14 protein-coding genes are annotated in these 16325 nt (G+C 39.9%); 10 read left to right on the top strand and 4 right to left on the bottom strand.

Features of this window, described 5'->3' with window-relative positions; translation table 11 throughout:
* Positions 1-140 precede the first annotated feature (140 nt).
* The 5 genes from NOS7524_RS04970 to NOS7524_RS04950 all read left to right on the top strand — a co-directional run bounded on the left by NOS7524_RS04970 (position 141) and on the right by NOS7524_RS04950 (position 6065).
* Positions 141-1745 (top strand): bifunctional pantoate--beta-alanine ligase/(d)CMP kinase, encoded by a 1605-nt coding sequence (locus NOS7524_RS04970; RefSeq protein ID WP_015137379.1) that lies wholly within the window; start codon positions 141-143, stop codon positions 1743-1745.
* 1069 nt (positions 1746-2814) lie between these two features.
* Positions 2815-3411: a superoxide dismutase gene (locus NOS7524_RS04965; RefSeq protein ID WP_015137377.1), complete on the top strand. Its 597-nt coding sequence runs from the start codon at positions 2815-2817 to the stop codon at positions 3409-3411.
* Positions 3412-3722: 311 nt separating this feature from the next.
* On the top strand, positions 3723-3929 hold the full coding sequence (locus tag NOS7524_RS04960) for a hypothetical protein (protein ID WP_041555565.1): 207 nt from the start codon (positions 3723-3725) through the stop codon (positions 3927-3929).
* Between the two features lie 84 nt (positions 3930-4013).
* Positions 4014-5036 carry a phosphoribosylformylglycinamidine cyclo-ligase gene (purM, locus tag NOS7524_RS04955; RefSeq protein ID WP_015137375.1) on the top strand — a complete coding sequence of 341 codons (1023 nt, stop codon included), beginning with the start codon at positions 4014-4016 and terminating at the stop codon, positions 5034-5036.
* A 342-nt stretch (positions 5037-5378) separates the two neighbouring features.
* Positions 5379-6065, top strand: coding sequence for a PHP domain-containing protein (locus NOS7524_RS04950; RefSeq protein WP_015137374.1), 687 nt, complete (start codon positions 5379-5381; stop codon positions 6063-6065).
* A 293-nt stretch (positions 6066-6358) separates the two neighbouring features.
* On the opposite strand, the gene NOS7524_RS04945 is transcribed toward NOS7524_RS04950, so the two are convergent.
* Positions 6359-6613, bottom strand: coding sequence for a hypothetical protein (locus NOS7524_RS04945; protein WP_015137373.1), 255 nt, complete (start codon positions 6611-6613; stop codon positions 6359-6361).
* Positions 6614-7655: 1042 nt separating this feature from the next.
* Here NOS7524_RS04945 and NOS7524_RS04940 point away from each other — a divergent pair.
* The 4 genes from NOS7524_RS04940 to NOS7524_RS04925 all read left to right on the top strand — a co-directional run bounded on the left by NOS7524_RS04940 (position 7656) and on the right by NOS7524_RS04925 (position 12566).
* On the top strand, positions 7656-9593 hold the full coding sequence (locus NOS7524_RS04940) for a transketolase (protein ID WP_015137371.1): 1938 nt from the start codon (positions 7656-7658) through the stop codon (positions 9591-9593).
* Positions 9594-9736: 143 nt separating this feature from the next.
* Entirely contained in the window at positions 9737-10576 is an 840-nt protein-coding gene (locus NOS7524_RS04935) for a DUF2382 domain-containing protein (RefSeq protein WP_015137370.1), read from the top strand.
* A gap of 344 nt (positions 10577-10920) precedes the next feature.
* Positions 10921-11832: a DUF2382 domain-containing protein gene (locus NOS7524_RS04930; RefSeq protein ID WP_015137369.1), complete on the top strand. Its 912-nt coding sequence runs from the start codon at positions 10921-10923 to the stop codon at positions 11830-11832.
* A 209-nt stretch (positions 11833-12041) separates the two neighbouring features.
* Entirely contained in the window at positions 12042-12566 is a 525-nt protein-coding gene (locus tag NOS7524_RS04925) for a DUF2382 domain-containing protein (protein ID WP_015137368.1), read from the top strand.
* 90 nt (positions 12567-12656) lie between these two features.
* On the opposite strand, the gene NOS7524_RS04920 is transcribed toward NOS7524_RS04925, so the two are convergent.
* On the bottom strand, positions 12657-13835 hold the full coding sequence (locus NOS7524_RS04920; protein ID WP_015137367.1) for an MFS transporter: 1179 nt from the start codon (positions 13833-13835) through the stop codon (positions 12657-12659).
* 124 nt (positions 13836-13959) lie between these two features.
* On the opposite strand from NOS7524_RS04920, the gene NOS7524_RS04915 reads away from it, so the two are divergent.
* Positions 13960-14874: an ion channel gene (locus NOS7524_RS04915; RefSeq protein WP_015137366.1), complete on the top strand. Its 915-nt coding sequence runs from the start codon at positions 13960-13962 to the stop codon at positions 14872-14874.
* 111 nt (positions 14875-14985) lie between these two features.
* Here NOS7524_RS04915 and NOS7524_RS04910 read toward each other — a convergent pair whose 3' ends face one another.
* Positions 14986-15420, bottom strand: coding sequence for a DUF2358 domain-containing protein (locus NOS7524_RS04910; RefSeq protein WP_041555563.1), 435 nt, complete (start codon positions 15418-15420; stop codon positions 14986-14988).
* A gap of 188 nt (positions 15421-15608) precedes the next feature.
* The gene (locus NOS7524_RS04905; RefSeq protein WP_015137364.1) at positions 15609-16307 is read right to left on the bottom strand and encodes a hypothetical protein; all 699 of its coding nucleotides are present in this window, start codon (positions 16305-16307) and stop codon (positions 15609-15611) included.
* Positions 16308-16325 lie beyond the last annotated feature (18 nt).

Below are 16325 nucleotides of genomic sequence, written 5' to 3'. Positions count from 1 at the left end.
AGATTTTTTCCCAATCTCCAATCCCCAATACCCAATCTCCAATACCCAATCCCCAATCCCCAAGTTCAACCATCTCTTCCCTCTATTTCAGAGATAAACTAACGGAGGAGAGGCTAAAGAAGAACTAGGGGTATTTTTTTGTGCGCCTGCTAACAACAGTTGCTGCTTTACGTTGCTATTTAAATCAACATCGCCAGAAAAATCAGCTGACAGTATCAGAGGACATGATACTCAATGGAATGACCGAGTGGTATCAAACCGCAGTCGGTTTAGTGCCGACGATGGGTAATTTACATCCAGGACATTTAAGCTTGATTGAACGGGCGCGGCAAGAAAATTCGACTGTGATGGTGAGTATTTTTGTGAATCCCTTGCAATTTGGCCCGAATGAGGATTTTGACCGCTATCCTCGGACTTTGGCACAAGATCAAAAATTATGTGAGCAAGCAGGGGTCGATGCGATTTTTGCACCAACTCCGGAAGAAATAGGAATTAACGAGAAGAATATACAAGAAAGTCAGGTAACACAAGTAATCCCTCCATCTGCTATGATATCAGGCTTGTGTGGTCATTCTCGGCTAGGTCATTTTCAGGGTGTGGCTACAATTGTAACCAAGCTTTTGAACTTGGTACAACCAGATCGAGCCTACTTTGGTCAAAAGGATGGTCAGCAGCTAGCTATCATTAAACGGTTGGTGGCTGATTTAAATTTACCAGTAGAAATTATTGCGTGTCCCATAGTGCGAGAAGCTTCGGGTTTGGCCTTGAGTTCTCGCAATCAGTATTTGACTGCACAAGAAAAACAGCAAGCAGCAGTATTGTATTGCGGCTTGCAACAAGCTGAAATGGCATTTCGTGAAGGTGTTCGCGATCGCACTCAGTTAATAGCGGCAGTACAGCAGGAAGTAGCAAAGGTCAGTACAGTTGCAGTGGAATATATTGAATTAGTTGAACCGACTACGTTGATGTCTTTAAATCATATTGAGGAGGAAGGAATGCTCGCGATCGCAGCTCGTCTTGGTTCTACACGTTTAATTGACAATACCATCTTGCGCGATCGCCAACCTATCATCGCTATTGATGGGCCAGCCGGTGCTGGTAAATCTACAGTAGCTCGTCAAGTAGCAGCCAAGCTAGGTCTAGTTTATCTAGATACAGGTGCTATGTACCGTGCTGTGACTTGGTTGGTGCTACAACAAGGTATTGCCATTGATGATGAGTGTGCGATCGCTGAATTAGCTAGCAAGTGCAAAATAGAACTGACTCCCAGCCAAGATTTGCAGTCTCCGGTGCGGGTTTGGATTAACGATATTGATGTCACCCAAGCAATTCGCACAATTGAAGTCACATCTCAAGTATCGGCGATCGCTGCCCAAAGTTCTGTTCGGGAAGCATTGGTGAAACAGCAGCAAAACTGGGGTAAAAAAGGCGGTCTCGTAGCTGAAGGCAGAGACATTGGTACTCATGTATTTCCCGATGCCGAAGTGAAAATCTTCCTAACCGCCTCAGTTGGTGAGCGAGCTCGTCGTCGCCAACAAGACTTTCAAAAACAAGGTCAACCAGAGGTCAGTTTAGAGCAATTAGAACGAGACATTGCTGAACGTGACTGGAAAGATAGCAACCGCAAAGTTTCCCCCTTGAAAAAAGCTGCGGACGCATTTGAAATTCCCACTGATGGACTAACCATACCAGACGTTACAGAACAAATTGTCAATTACTACCAACAACGCTTGTCTCAGTGGTAATTACTGTTGATGATTGTGAGTTGTAGCAAATAGATATATCCCAGAACTATACCGTAGACACACTGTGCGATGCTCCAAGGTTGTGGCTAACTCATTGCACGGCATATCGTTCAAAACATATAGTCTTCTGCTTTTCATCCCTCGGATGTCTCCGAGGGATATTTAATTTTGAATTTTGAATTGATAGTTTTCCAGTGCCATCAAGCGGGCGATCCTAATTTAGGATTATAGATTTTGGATTAAAAGCCTTGGTGAGAAGTCTATTCCAGAGGTTAGAACCAAAAATACTTATCCCAAGTTCGTATGACTCTCCCTATTTTGGCAACTATCTTTAAATAATACTCGTAAAAATTTTTAACTTTCATCAAGTGCTTTATTTAACATTGTAAATACTTTCAAAATTAATTCATCTAACTTGAGGATGATTTGCAGGACTTCTATTACTACTCCTGAAGATAGAAGTATGACACTTCAATTATTAACTAAAAGATTTGTATTACAGATTCATTAGTCATTATTAAGTTGTTATTTGCTTCCCTATTTCCCTACTCTCCACATAGCCGACGACAGTTGCCTTAATTCGGGAAACCCGCCCACGGCACTGTCTCCCCAACGCAGTGGCTCCTCCCTACTCCCTACTCCTAATTAGTGGTAAAACTATATGGTGTTCATGATTAAATATCTATCAATAACCTATTCTTGCGATCTATTGCTTAGGAAGTATTAGTAGTTTTTATTTATCTTACAAATTACCTCTAATTGGACGAGAGCCAAGAGGGTTTCATGTTCCGCTCCTTGTGGGCAATTAAAATTTTTGGGGAAAGGTTCAAGCCCCACCCCTTATGGGTAGCATTTCTCCCTCCTGCCTTTTGCTTTCTGTCTTCTGCCTTTCTTGTTGACTTATTAGAAGATGACTTTGTATTAATCTTCACTTTGGTAGTAGAATGACGATGTTAAGTTTTATATCCTAAGTATTAGGGACATAAAACTACTAGGCATAAAACCTGTAAATTCCTAAGCTGCCACAATAGGTTTCAACTGGCAAACAATAAAGAGAGGACTTCACAAAATGGCATTCACACAACCACCCTTACCTTACGACTTCAATGCTCTAGAGGCGTATGGCATGAAAGGTGAAACATTCGAGTATCACTATGGCAAGCATCACAAAGCTTATGTAGATAACCTCAACAAGCTCACCGACGGTACAGAACTAGCTGATAAATCCTTAGAAGAAGTCATCCAAATCTCCTTTAAAGATTCATCTAAGACAGGAATCTTCAACAACGCCGCCCAAGTTTGGAACCACACCTTCTTCTGGAATTGTTTGAAACCCGCAGGCGGCGGCGCACCTACAGGAGAATTAGCTGCTAGGATTGATAAAGATTTTGGTGGCTTCGACAAATTTCAAGAAGAATTTTCTAACGCTGCTGCAACCCAGTTTGGTAGCGGTTGGGCTTGGTTGGTTGATGATGGTGGCACACTCAAAGTGATGAAAACACCAAATGCAGAAAACCCCCTAGCTCATGGTAAAAAAGCACTCCTAACTATAGATGTTTGGGAACACGCCTACTACATCGACTTTAGAAATGCTCGTCCAGCATTTATCAAAAACTTCTTAGATCAATTAGTCAACTGGGAATTTGCTGCTGCAAACTTAGGTTAAGAACCATATTCTTAAGTTTTTGTCAATATCCCCAGCAACAATCATTAGTTGATTACCCAACATAGCAAACAGTCATGACTAAAATCGTGGCTGTTTTGTTCTCTAAACTGGGGATTGGGGACTGAGTATTAAGCAGTTAGTAGGGTGCATCAGTGCCAGAAAACCTAGCTATACCAAGAAATTATTCATACTGACGCACCCTACATTTTGAATATTTTTGTATTTGGAAGCCCCTAAACATTTTTATGCTCTTTTTATAGCTCTTGCTTGTGGGAGCTAGCTTAAATTTAAAAGGTGATGTCATGAAAAATATGGATAGCAAAGAACTTGCACAATACATGGAATCAACCAATGGCATTGCTAAACCCTGGCTATTGGTGCAGTTGCGCCTGAAAAAACTCCAAGAGAACCGAGCAACACTTTCAGAAGATGCCTATGCTAAAGAATTAGCAGATATCCACGAAGATTTGATGAATTTGGGTGAATGGTGGCGCGGCTTAGAAAATGAAGTATTTTAGTCAACAGTCAGCTCTATAGACTATTGACTATGGACTATGGACTATGGACTAATGACTAATGCTAATGACTAATAACTAACTCTTATGGATTATCGGGATGCAGGGGTTGATGTTGAGGCTGGTAGAGCCTTTGTAGATCAAATTCGCAATTTGGTTCACAGTACCTTTAGGCCAGAAGTTATCGGTGGTTTGGGGGGTTTTGGTGGTTGCTTCCAACTTCCAGGCGGTTACAAGGAGCCAGTTTTGGTTTCTGGGACTGATGGTGTGGGAACAAAACTCAAAATCGCCCACATTCTCAACCGTCATGATACTGTTGGCATTGACTTAGTGGCGATGTGCGTCAATGATGTTTTAACATCTGGGGCAGAACCATTATTCTTTTTAGATTATGTTGCTACAGGCAAACTAGATAAGGAACAGTTGACTCAGGTAGTGGCGGGTATTGCGTCTGGGTGTAGACTGGCTGGTTGTGCCTTGTTGGGTGGAGAAACAGCAGAGATGCCGGGTTTTTATCAAGTCGGGGAGTATGACTTGGCTGGTTTCTGCGTGGGAATTGTAGAAAAAAGCCAAATGTTGGACGGTTCTCAGGTGCAAGTGGGAGATGTAGCGATCGCACTTGCTAGTGCTGGGGTACATAGTAATGGTTTAAGCTTAGTACGTAAGATTGTCAGCGATGGGGGATTTTCTTGGAGTGACGCGCCAGAATTGTTAGGTGGTAAAACTATCGGCGAAACATTCCTGCAACCGACACGTATTTATGTCAAACCCGTTCTCGCTGCACGGCAATCAGGGTTAAAAATTCACGGCATGGCACATATTACAGGTGGTGGTTTACCGGAAAATTTACCTAGATGTCTGAGCCAAGGTCAATCAATTAAAATTAACCCCAATAGTTGGACAATCCCCCCTCTATTTCAATGGTTAGCTGAAGCTGGATCTGTCAGTGCGGCAGCGATGTATAACACTTTCAATATGGGTATAGGTTTTGTGCTGCTAGTACCACCCCATCAAGCAGAACAAACAGTTACTTTCTTTCAATCACAAGATATTCCCGCTTTTGTTGTGGGTGAAGTAATTAGCGGTGAAGGAACTTTGACAGGACTGTAAAAAGTTAATTTTAATACAGTATTCGGATACTCATTCGAGGTTGGTAGGACTTGATAGTTCTACCAAAAACCTGATTTTGTGATGATTTGCTTCATATAGATTTTCCGTATATAAGGCGAACTAAAGAAATATTTGCGACTTATACTTATCAAGGCAATTGAAAATACTCATGACCATAAGCATTTAGATTTGCTAACGTAGTCTTAACATATTGCAAAATTTTGGCTGATAAAACTAAAAAAAATAGTATTCAGCACTAATTATTAGGTGCTGTAAGGTGCTGATTTCTGGATGTGGCGTGTAGGTGTGTACAGAATCACGTATTTTTATTCAGAGGGGGTTATGGTTGTAAATTTTGCTCGGACATCTGCTACTTGTGAAGTTTTACAGGAAGTTTTTCAGCATATAGATGCCCAAAGTTGTCCGCGATTATTTAACTTTCATATGCACACTGTCTATTCAGATGGGAGGTTGCAGCCGAGTGTATTGATGGAACAAGCGATCGCGATTGGCTTAAAAGGCTTGGCGATTACTGATCATCATACTGTGGGTGGGTATGAAGCAGCGCAAGTTTGGTTAGAAGACTGGAAGTGGAGTCACCCCGGAGTCAGAACTCCGCATCTATGGAGTGGTGTAGAAGTCAACGCCAATTTATTAGATGTGGAAGTTCATATTTTGGCTTACGCTTTCCAACCAGAACATTCCAGTATGAAACCTTATCTGCAAAGAAAGGTGACTTCAGGGAAAGAATATCAAGCAGCCAACGTGATTGCAGCTATTCATGCTGCCGGGGGATTAGCTGTACTAGCTCATCCAGCACGTTATAGGCGATCGCACTTTGACTTAATTCCCGCCGCCGTGGAATATGGGATTGATGGTGTAGAAACATTCTACGCCTACAATAACCCCAATCCCTGGAAACCCAGCGCCATAGAATCTCAACAGGTACAGCAATTAGCTGAAAATTATGGAATTTTCAATACTTGCGGTACTGATACCCACGGTTTGAGCCTACTCCAACGGCTGTAAATATGTCTATTTCTATTCAAAACTCCTGGTTTAACCCACCAGGGGATTTTGTATCAGATTTAGGTAAGTGTTAAATAGTCATTAATCATTAGCCATGAGTTAAAATTAAGAAATAATTCCCAACTTTAGATGCGTTAAAATTGGCAAATTTTTGATATAAATGTTGGGATAAACTATTAAAAAAAGTATTAAAAATTATTTATTGTTGCAAGTTTTAACTTTAATTCAGTCAAAAGATAGGGTGCGATCGCTTTAACTAAATAAAAACTAATTCTAAACTACAGTTATTTATTTTAAACAGTAAGAAAGAAAAAAATTAAAACAATACTGAGAGCTAAAGCGAACAAAAGTGCATATTCAAACCGACGACTAATAAAGCCGATCGCAGTAATCAAGGCGATAAATAAAATAGCAATGCCAATATATTGTTCACGCTGCCAACCTTTAGCAATTAATGAATCTTGAGGGTTGTTTCCAGGTGAGGGGTTTTCTTGAATAATCCCAGGCGATCGCTTTGGTGTTGATAATTCTTGTATTTGTAAATTCATATGATGAATAATCTATAGGAATCCGCTTTGATTTCTAAAATTATCTGCGTAGTCAGGCAATAGGTAATAGGCAATAGGAAAGGAGAGAGTAGGGGTGTACTGAGTTTTTGTGCGCTAGCGCAGGCTACGCCAACAGAAATCAAATACGAGTCCTATATAAATATTTTTTATCAAAAATTTTATCCCTCAAAATTAATATCCTCAAGGAAATCATTTCCCAAAATATCTTCCTCTAGAATAATTATTTTTGACATTTTTTTGTCTTCCTAGAGAGAGAAATATTGATCACTCCATTAGAAAGAAGTAATTATTAGTCTAACTTTTAAGATTGAACTCAAGAATAGTAATGTAACTCTTGGAGACTAAATATCAATTAATAATCATGCAAGGTTTGCTTGAAAGATAGTACAGCATAACTTTCTCTTCAATTAACCGAACCAATGCTTCAGTAATATTGAGAGGGTGTTTGAAAATTGTTCGGCTGTGACTTTAAGTACATTCAGATCCCCCCTAACCTCCCTTAAAAAGGGGGGGAATAAAAATTAAAGTCCCCCTTTTTAAAGGGAGCCACCGCGTTGGGCGGGTTTCCCGACTTGTAGCAAGTGGCGTGGATTTAGGGGGATCTAAACTGATTTAATACTTCGTTAAGGACTTTTCAAACATCCTCTGAGTCTATCCTCCGCTCAGGCTCAGTCTGCATTCCTTAACTCATCTTATACAAGAAATTGACTAATAATTAAATACAAATTTTTCCAGAGCCAATTCTAGTAGTTAATTCAGTCAAATATAGGACTTTTATTTGATTTTTGTTGGCGTAGCCTGGGCTATGCGCTTACAACATTTAGTATACTTTTACTACCTTCTTTCCTATTGCCTATTGCAAGAGTGGCTATTACCTGCATATGCAGATAATCTCAGAAATCAAATCAGATTGCTATATATGATAATTGCTGATATTTTAACTGGTTTATCAGCATTTTTAAGGAAAACAAAAGCACACTCATAACTTTTAGCTTATTCCTTTTTAATCAGGTAAATAATCATGACCACACAGGAGCAGCTCAATCAATGGTATGAACTAGCACAACAATTGCGAATTGATAGTATTCGCGCTACAACCGTTGCTGGTTCCGGTCATCCGACTTCTTCAATGTCCCCGGCGGATTTGATGGCGGTTTTGTTATCTAATTATCTCCACTACGATTTTGATAACCCCCACAACTCCAATAACGATCGCTTTGTGATTTCTAAAGGACACGCTGCACCATTGCTTTACTCTATGTATAAAGCTGCGGGAGCGATCACTGATGAAGAATTACTGTCATTGCGAAAAATTGGCAGTCGCCTAGAAGGTCATCCTACACCTGTTGTACCTTGGGTGGATGTGGCGACCGGCTCACTAGGACAGGGATTACCTGTTGGTGTGGGGTTAGCTTTAGCTGGGAAGTATTTAGATCAGCTACCGTATAATGTCTGGGTGTTACTAGGTGATAGTGAAACCGCCGAAGGTTCAGTATGGGAGGCTTTTGACCATGCGGCTCACTATACCTTAGATAATCTCATTGCCATTATTGATGTCAATCGGCTCGGTCAACGTGGTCAGACTGAGTTAGGCTGGAACACCCAAGCTTATGCTAATCGAGCCAGAGCCTTTGGTTGGCAAGCAATTGAGATTGATGGTCATGATTTGATAGAAATAGATCAAGCCTTGAGTGCGGCTGTGAGTATTAACGATCGCCCGACGGTAATTATTGCTCGCACCAAGAAGGGTAAAGGGGTAGCTTCTCTAGAAGATTTAGGTGGTTGGCACGGTAAAGCCTTAAAATCCGATGCTGAAAAGCAAGCGATCGCCGAGTTAGGTGGTGAACGCCACATTACTATTCAAGTCAGACAACCAGAAACCCAAGCCCAGCCTGCAACGATCGCTACAGCCCAACCTTTGCAACTTCCCAACTACGAGAAAGGTGCAGAGATAGCAACTCGTCGCGCCTATGGTGATGCCCTGAAAGCTCTAGGCGCTGCCCAACCGCAAGTAGTTGCCCTCGACGCAGAGGTGAGTAATTCTACTTATGCAGAAGATTTCGCGGAAGCTTACCCAGAGCGATACTTTGAGATGTACATCGCTGAACAGCAAATGGTAGCGGCGGCTGTAGGTTTGCAAGTGCGAGATTACAAACCCTTTGCTTCTAGCTTTGCAGCTTTCTTAACTCGCGCCTACGACTTTATTCGCATGGCGGCTGTCTCCCGTGCCAACATTAAGTTAGTCGGTTCTCATGCAGGTGTATCCATTGGGGAAGATGGCGCTTCCCAGATGGGATTGGAAGATTTAGCGGCTTTTCGTGCTGTGTGGAGTAGTACCGTACTCTACCCTAGTGATGCTAATCAGACAGCAAAATTAGTAGAGCAAATGAGCGATCGCAATGGTATAGTTTATCTCCGCACCACACGAGCTAGTACACCAGTCATCTATGGTGCAGATGAAGCATTCCCCATTGGCGGTAGCAAAGTCCTCCGAATTTCTGGCCAAGATGAAGCTACGGTGATTGGTGCAGGTATCACCTTACACGAAGCACTTAAAGCCTATGATCGTTTGAAAAATGAAGGGATTACAGTCCGCGTCATCGATGCTTACTCAGTCAAACCCATTGATGTGCAAACACTACATCAAGCAGCCCACGATACAGAAGGTAACTTAGTAGTTGTTGAAGATCACTGGCCAGAAGGTGGATTAGGCGCGGCTGTCTTAGATGCTTTTGCGGGTACTGATGGTATTTCCAGCTACGACGGGCCACAACTACAAGTCATTAAGTTAGCCGTGCGTGATCTGCCAGGTTCCGGTACACCAGAACAACTGCTTCATGCTGCCAAAATTGACGCTGACGCGATTGTTGCAGCCGTCAAAGCCCAAGTCAGACAACCTGTGGGTAGTGGTGCGATCACCTCCGGTGGGCGGAACGCCATCACCTCCTCGGCACAATAGGCAATTAGTTTCCCTGTCTCCCCTGCTACCCCATCTTCCATTACTCCCAACTATGACAATTCAGTCGTCAGCCAGAGGTAAACCAGAAAAAACATTTTTAGGCTAATAACATAGATAGTTTTTTAACAAAATAGGAATAGCATATGCCACTCTATAAACTCGAAGAATTTGATCCCAACTACCGAGAAACCTTTGGGGGAGATGATGTTAAATCTTTAGACCTTTATACTGAAGGTGGCGTAAGAGTTGGCTCAATTGCTGACGCTTTAGTTGACCAAAATGGCCGTTTTCGTTATCTAGTTATTCACACAGATATAGATTCAGTGAATAAGAACATCTTACTACCAATTGGTCTTTCTCGCATTAATTATCCTGCCCAACGTGTTTATGTCGATGGACTGAGTAAACAACAAGTAGAAAGTTTGCCGGAGTACCACGAAAACATAACTCTTAATGAAGATTACGAAGAAAAAGTACGTAGTGTATTTCGTTCTCCCACTAGCACTATGATGTATGAACGCGAAACATACAGCTATCAAAAAGAACCTGCTTTATATGGGTTAAACGAACCATATCATCAAACATTTAGACTATATGAAGAAAGATTAATTGCTAATAAACAGCGAATTAAAACCGGAGAAGTAGCCGTTGGCAAGCACATTGAAACTGAAACTGCCAGGGTGACAGTACCGATTCAAAAAGAACGTGTTGTGATTGAGCGTGTTGGACCAAGAGTTTCAGAAACAGGAGAAACAATCGTAGATCCAAAAGAAGTAAAATTTCAAGCGGGGGAAGTCGCAAGGATTGAATTGTACGAAGAAACACCTGAAATTCGTAAACAAGCTTTTGTCCGTGAAGAAATCAGAGTCAGAAAAGTAGTAGAACAGGAGACGGTGGAAGCACAGGATACCATTCGTCGTGAAGAATTAGATATTGATACAGCAGGCAACTTAGTAATGAATGAAACTCAAGTTCCCCAATAGGAAATCATGTAACAAGATGTCCTTGAATAAGAGTTTTGGATTAATTTTATGGCAGAAATGCAAGTAGATAAATAATCATTTTCGCTTGGATTTCTGTCATTGCAATTATTTAATTTAAGATCTATATACTTAAATTAATCAGAATAGATTTTAGGTTTTTTCTGCTGAAGATAACCTCGGCAAGATGAATTATGACCAACTGTTTTATATTTTGTTAGCTGAATCTATAACTTAGGATATTACTTTATAAAGCTAATTCAGTCGTGGGAAAGAGGAAAATTAGACCATAAATCTTTAGTTTAGATATTAGGAGATATTTTATAAAATCATTGAGGTAAAACCAAATGGTACTTTACAAACTAGAAGAATTTGATCCCAATTACCGCGATACATTTCAAGGAGATGATATCAAAGGCCTTGGTGTCTACACAGAAAGATCTGACGAAAAGATTGGTACAGTTAGCGATGTTTTAGTAGACGAAGATGGCCATTTCCGCTATTTAGTTGTTGACTTAGGTTTTTGGATTTTTGGCAAGAAGGTCTTATTACCAGTTGGTCGTTCCCGCATTGACCATAGCAGCAACCGCGTTTACGCCATTGGTATGACCAGAGAACAAGCGGAAAATTTACCAGAGTTCAACGAACGTTCAGGTCTTGACTACGACTATGAAGAGCAGGTGCGTGGAGTATATCGCAGTCCTAGCTACACCACCAGTCCTTTAGAAACATCAACACCTCTAGAAACCTCCACACCGATTGAATCCCCTAGAACAACAGGTGCAACTTCCCAACCGACGACAACATCAAATTATAGCCACGATACCTATACATACGAGCATGAACCTGCTTTGTATGGACTCCATGAGCCACACCATGAAACTCTGAGATTGTACGAGGAAAGGTTGGTTGCTAACAAACGCCGTCAGAAAACTGGAGAAGTAACAGTTGGTAAACACGTTGAAACTCAAACAGCCAGGGTAGCAGTACCAGTGGAAAAAGAACGAGTTGTGATTGAACGTGTTACACCAGAAGATGCTGGTACTGTTGTTTCTCCTAATGAAGCGAACTTCCGTGAAGGTGAAGTTGCTCGTGTAGAACTTCATGAAGAAACCCCTGATATTCGCAAAGAAGCGGTTTTACGGGAAGAAGTCAGAGTGAAAAAAGTTGTGGAGCAAGAAACCGTTCAAGCTGAAGATACTGTTCGTCGTGAAGAGCTAGACGTAAATGCTCCTGGCCTTCCGATTGAGGAGCGTTAATCGTTAATCAATCAGGACTTACGTAAGTTTCACAAAAATTTTAATTGTTTGTAGTCAGGACTACCCTATGGGAAGACTGCGCCAACGGAGATGCTACTACGCGAACAAAATCACGACTAAAGTCCTGACTACAAGCTGAAAATGATAGTTGCGTAAGTCCCACTATAGTGACAGTTAATCAAGATAAGATTACTTGAATAATTAGTGATATGCCTGAATATTTAGCTTCAGAAACACCTGAGCCAAAAGTGAACACTGATTTGCAAACAAATTTAAGCAGAATTGAGGATGAGAAACTTATTCGCTTGCTGGAGGAACAACTATTAGTTAATAGTAGTAAGCATAAAATTGGTGAAGTAATTGTTCGCAAAGCCATCGAAACTAAAATGGTGCAAGTTCCTGTAAGACGGGAGAAACTCATTGTAGAACAAATTACTCCAGACCATAAACAATTGGCAGAAATTGATTTAAGCCAAGGAGAAATTACAGGAATCGAGTTAACAACAACTGAAAGCCCAGAATTTACTGGTCAATTGAGTGGCTTAACAGTCAGTGGAAGTTTTCTTTCCCCTAAAATTGCTAGTTTACTATTGAATGCGATCGCTCTAGAACGCATTCACGGTTGTCAGCAGGTGCTAGTGTCAATTTCTGTAGACAATGAAGAACATCAAAAAAAATATCAGGAGTGGTTTGACCGTTGCTCTCATGGTCAATTACCAACGTCTGAGAAATAACTTGATTCTGATGACCATAATTACTAACTTATAACCCCGTTTTCTGCAAGTAGACGGGGTTTTGCTATCTTATAAACTATTTTAATTTTTCTAATTTTTAGGCATATATCTTTTGCGATTTCCTATTGCAAATAGTAATACAAAAAATGTGAGAATACCAGCCAAATATAAAGGATAGCTATAAGTAATAGGATTGGTTTGACTAACCAACATACCAGCAATTACAGGCCCAACTCCATTAGAAACACTTAAATACGATGAATTTAAACCCAAAGCCGTCCCTTGTTCTTCTGGTTTGGCATTGAGAGAAATCAAAGTATTAATCATGGGTTGCACTAGAGAATTAAATAATGAAAAAATTATACTAACTATTACGAAATAACCCAGAATTGACCAAACAGGCATTAACATAAATGATAAACTTCTAATAAACAGACTTAATAGTAATATTTTCACTTCACTAAAACGCTGACTCAGAATTTTTATACCCCAAGTCTGCATAATCACACCCAGTACACCAAATACTAAAAACATCAATGTCAAAGTTTGGCTATTTTGCCCTAATACATTTAGAAAATAAGGTTGAAAAGCATAAGTAAAAATAGTGAAAGTTGTACCAATAAAAAAATTAATAATCAGTAATATACCAATTTTTGGTATAGTCAAACCTTTAATTAAATTATCTAAACCTAAATCAAATATTTTGTCTGATTGATTCTCTTTATTTTTGATAGTTTCTGGTAATACAAACATAGTAATTACCAGAGCTATCAGCGCAATACCACCCGAAACCAAAAACGCCGTACCTAAAGATATCTGCTGTGCTGCTAAACTGGTGGCTGGCCCCAAAACAAAACCCAAACCCATTGCTGCCCCATATATGCCAAAACCCTGAGCGCGTTGTTCAGAATCAGTCACATCCGAAATCATCGCCTGAGCAACAGCATTATTTCCGCCAGTGATTCCATCCAAGAAGCGAGCAAAAAATAGAGCAACAGCCATTGTGGCAGTTCCAGCTAGGATATTAGCAATCACAGTCCCAGCTAAACTAATGATCAGTAAAGGCTTACGCCCAAATCTATCTGAGAGTTTGCCAATGATTGGGGTGGCGAAAAATTGTGCGATCGCATAGGTAGAAAAGAGTAAACTTGTCTGAAAATCACTCAGGCCAAATTGTTTGCCATAAAGATAGATAATAGGAATTAAAATCGTAAAACTCAGGGAATTAATAAATGCCACTAATGCAATAATCCAAAAAATTCTATTCATGAGCCATTAGAAATATTTATTGATTACGGTTCCAGCAAAATAATTATGCTTGTAGAGACGCTGCAATGCAAGGTTTCTCAAGAAAAATAATCACCACAACTGGATATTATTTTGAATATTGCCAATGAAATTTCCACTCAAAAAACCTGTTAAACAACAGAAACAACGTCTACTCTCACGCATTCACATTAAAATCCAAAATGGACAATTTGAAATTTTGGGTATGGGTGCATGGCATTCTTACTGGCGTGATCCCTATCATCTGCTGCTAACTATTCCCTGGAGTGGCTTCTTCATCCTGGTTTGTAGTTTTTATCTGGCAATTAATGCCTTATTTGCTCTTGCTTATTTAGCAGGTGGAGATTGTATTGCTAACGCCCGCCCTGGCTCTTTTTTTGATGCCTTTTTTTTCAGTGTGCAAACCCTAGCATCCATTGGCTACGGTGCAATGTATCCTAAAACAACCTATGCCAATATTATTGTCACTATAGAAGCAATGATCGGCTTGGTAGGAATTGCCGTGATGACAGGATTAGCCTTTGCTCGTTTTTCCCGCCCTACAGCCCGTGTAATGTTTAGTCGCGCAGCAGTAATTACACCCCATGAAGGCGTACCAACTTTTATGTTTCGTACTGCTAATCAACGTCGTAATTTCATTTTAGAAGCGCATATGCGAGTTTATTTAATGCGCGACGAAATAACAGCCGAAGGTGAATTTATTCGGCGATTTCATGATTTAAAACTGGTCAGAAATCAGACTCCCAGTTTCGCCCTTAGTTGGGTAATCATGCACCCAATTGATGAATTTAGCCCTCTTTATGGCACGACAGCCAACTCACTAAATAACACAAATACTACTATTGTTGTTTCTCTAAGCGGTATTGATGAAACTGTATCACAAGTAGTTCATGCCCGTCACAACTATGCGGCGCATGACATTATTTGGAATAGTAAATTTGTAGATATTTTCCATTACACAAGTGACGGACATCGATATATCGATTACAAGCATTTTCATGATGTCATGTCTTTAGATTAGTAATAGCAATTCACCAAAATCATGAAACAGATTCAAATTTTGGAACTATTGATAAATGTGGATTTCTGAATTTTGAATTTTGAATTTTGAATTCGGAGCGCAGCGACGTGACTAATGACTATTTCCTTCTCCTTTTTGCCAAAACTGACGGAGAATTTCACCGGGTTGGCGATCCCATGTGTCAATATGCTCGTAAATCAAATTATTTTGATTGAGTTTATAAGTTGAATAACCATTGAAAAAAATCTGTGCTTGCCAAGGGACACGCAAAACACCGCGCACTGTCCACTTGGCTGTAATTATATCTGCGGCTGATTGATAGACTTCATGTAAATCAAAGTAGATTTCTGTGAAAAATAGCCGCGCGTGAAATCGTAAAGTCCAAAAAATAATCCGGTAGTTAAATTTATATTTGAATTTATTTACTGGGTCTTGAAAATAGATATCTTTGGTGTAGATATCATAAGATATATCTTTCTCAAACAGTGTGGGTAAATCCTGTTGTAGAGTTTTGATTATCTGTTCTATTGGCAGTTGAGATTCCACAAATCTTTTCCTTTGTTTTTTGTTCAAAAACCAACAAGGGACTTCCATATAAAACAATATCCACAATTTAGGGTGCGTCAGTGCGAGAAAATCTAGCTGTACCAAAAACTATTGATACTGACGCACCCTACTAACCGTCAATTTGGAATAATTTATTTTTTGGTGTTCCCTAACAGAAAAATCATACCTCATGCCAGTGCAAAACTAGGCATTTTTGAAACTTTTAGATTAGGCTCTATCGAAAGTTGCAGTCCGTTAAACATGAGATGAAAGGCATTATAAACACGGTCAATCATTTTAAGTATCTGCTTATACTCTGTCGTATCTGTCTGAATCTCTGCTAGATATGCTTCCATATTCTGTGCAAAAATCTCATGATTTTTCTCACAATCAAGATGGTTATGTGAAAAATACAAAAGACTGGTAGAGTAACCCATATTATCAACAAAGTCTACAGTAAATCCGAAGAAAACATGACTGGCAGACTCTAGAGTTAACAACAGAGCAATTCGCTGATAATCACTACTTGCTTGAAAAACTTCTGACATGAGAGCATAAGTAGCGTCACGAGTAGCAGCATGATTACGGCTGTAAAGCGATCGCAAATTTAAAGCTTTGCATCTCATCTTATTTATATCTTGCAAAAACCACTGCTCATGACCAGTATCTTCTAATCGATGCTGTCTCACAATATGCCGTAATTCTAGGCTAGTAATTCGCTCTTCATTTAGCCTGAGTAAATCTTGAAATGACATGATCCAAAAGCTTAAATGTGAAGCTACAGTTGCAAATTGTTCTAAAGATTGCTCTACAATTAGTTTTTTAAATAATGGATGTTGGGCAAATTGAGTTTGCTTTTTTACTAAATAATCTGGAATTGTTTGCATAAAAGCATTTGATTTAGA

Source organism: Nostoc sp. PCC 7524 (assembly GCF_000316645.1).
Lineage (GTDB): Bacteria > Cyanobacteriota > Cyanobacteriia > Cyanobacteriales > Nostocaceae > Trichormus.
This window is presented reverse-complemented; position numbering and strand designations above follow the sequence as displayed.

Bases quoted from the DNA above. Each gene is read 5' to 3' on its own strand.
- NOS7524_RS04965 (WP_015137377.1), top strand. From the start codon at position 2,815: ATGGCATTCACACAACCACCCTTACCTTACGACTTCAATGCTCTAGAG.
- NOS7524_RS04950 (WP_015137374.1), top strand. From the start codon at position 5,379: ATGGTTGTAAATTTTGCTCGGACATCTGCTACTTGTGAAGTTTTACAG.
- NOS7524_RS04960 (WP_041555565.1), top strand. From the start codon at position 3,723: ATGGATAGCAAAGAACTTGCACAATACATGGAATCAACCAATGGCATT.
- NOS7524_RS04945 (WP_015137373.1), bottom strand. From the start codon at position 6,613: ATGAATTTACAAATACAAGAATTATCAACACCAAAGCGATCGCCTGGG.
- purM (WP_015137375.1), top strand. From the start codon at position 4,014: ATGGATTATCGGGATGCAGGGGTTGATGTTGAGGCTGGTAGAGCCTTT.
- NOS7524_RS04920 (WP_015137367.1), bottom strand. From the start codon at position 13,835: ATGAATAGAATTTTTTGGATTATTGCATTAGTGGCATTTATTAATTCC.
- NOS7524_RS04915 (WP_015137366.1), top strand. From the start codon at position 13,960: ATGAAATTTCCACTCAAAAAACCTGTTAAACAACAGAAACAACGTCTA.
- NOS7524_RS04930 (WP_015137369.1), top strand. From the start codon at position 10,921: ATGGTACTTTACAAACTAGAAGAATTTGATCCCAATTACCGCGATACA.
- NOS7524_RS04940 (WP_015137371.1), top strand. From the start codon at position 7,656: ATGACCACACAGGAGCAGCTCAATCAATGGTATGAACTAGCACAACAA.
- NOS7524_RS04905 (WP_015137364.1), bottom strand. From the start codon at position 16,307: ATGCAAACAATTCCAGATTATTTAGTAAAAAAGCAAACTCAATTTGCC.
- NOS7524_RS04935 (WP_015137370.1), top strand. From the start codon at position 9,737: ATGCCACTCTATAAACTCGAAGAATTTGATCCCAACTACCGAGAAACC.
- NOS7524_RS04925 (WP_015137368.1), top strand. From the start codon at position 12,042: ATGCCTGAATATTTAGCTTCAGAAACACCTGAGCCAAAAGTGAACACT.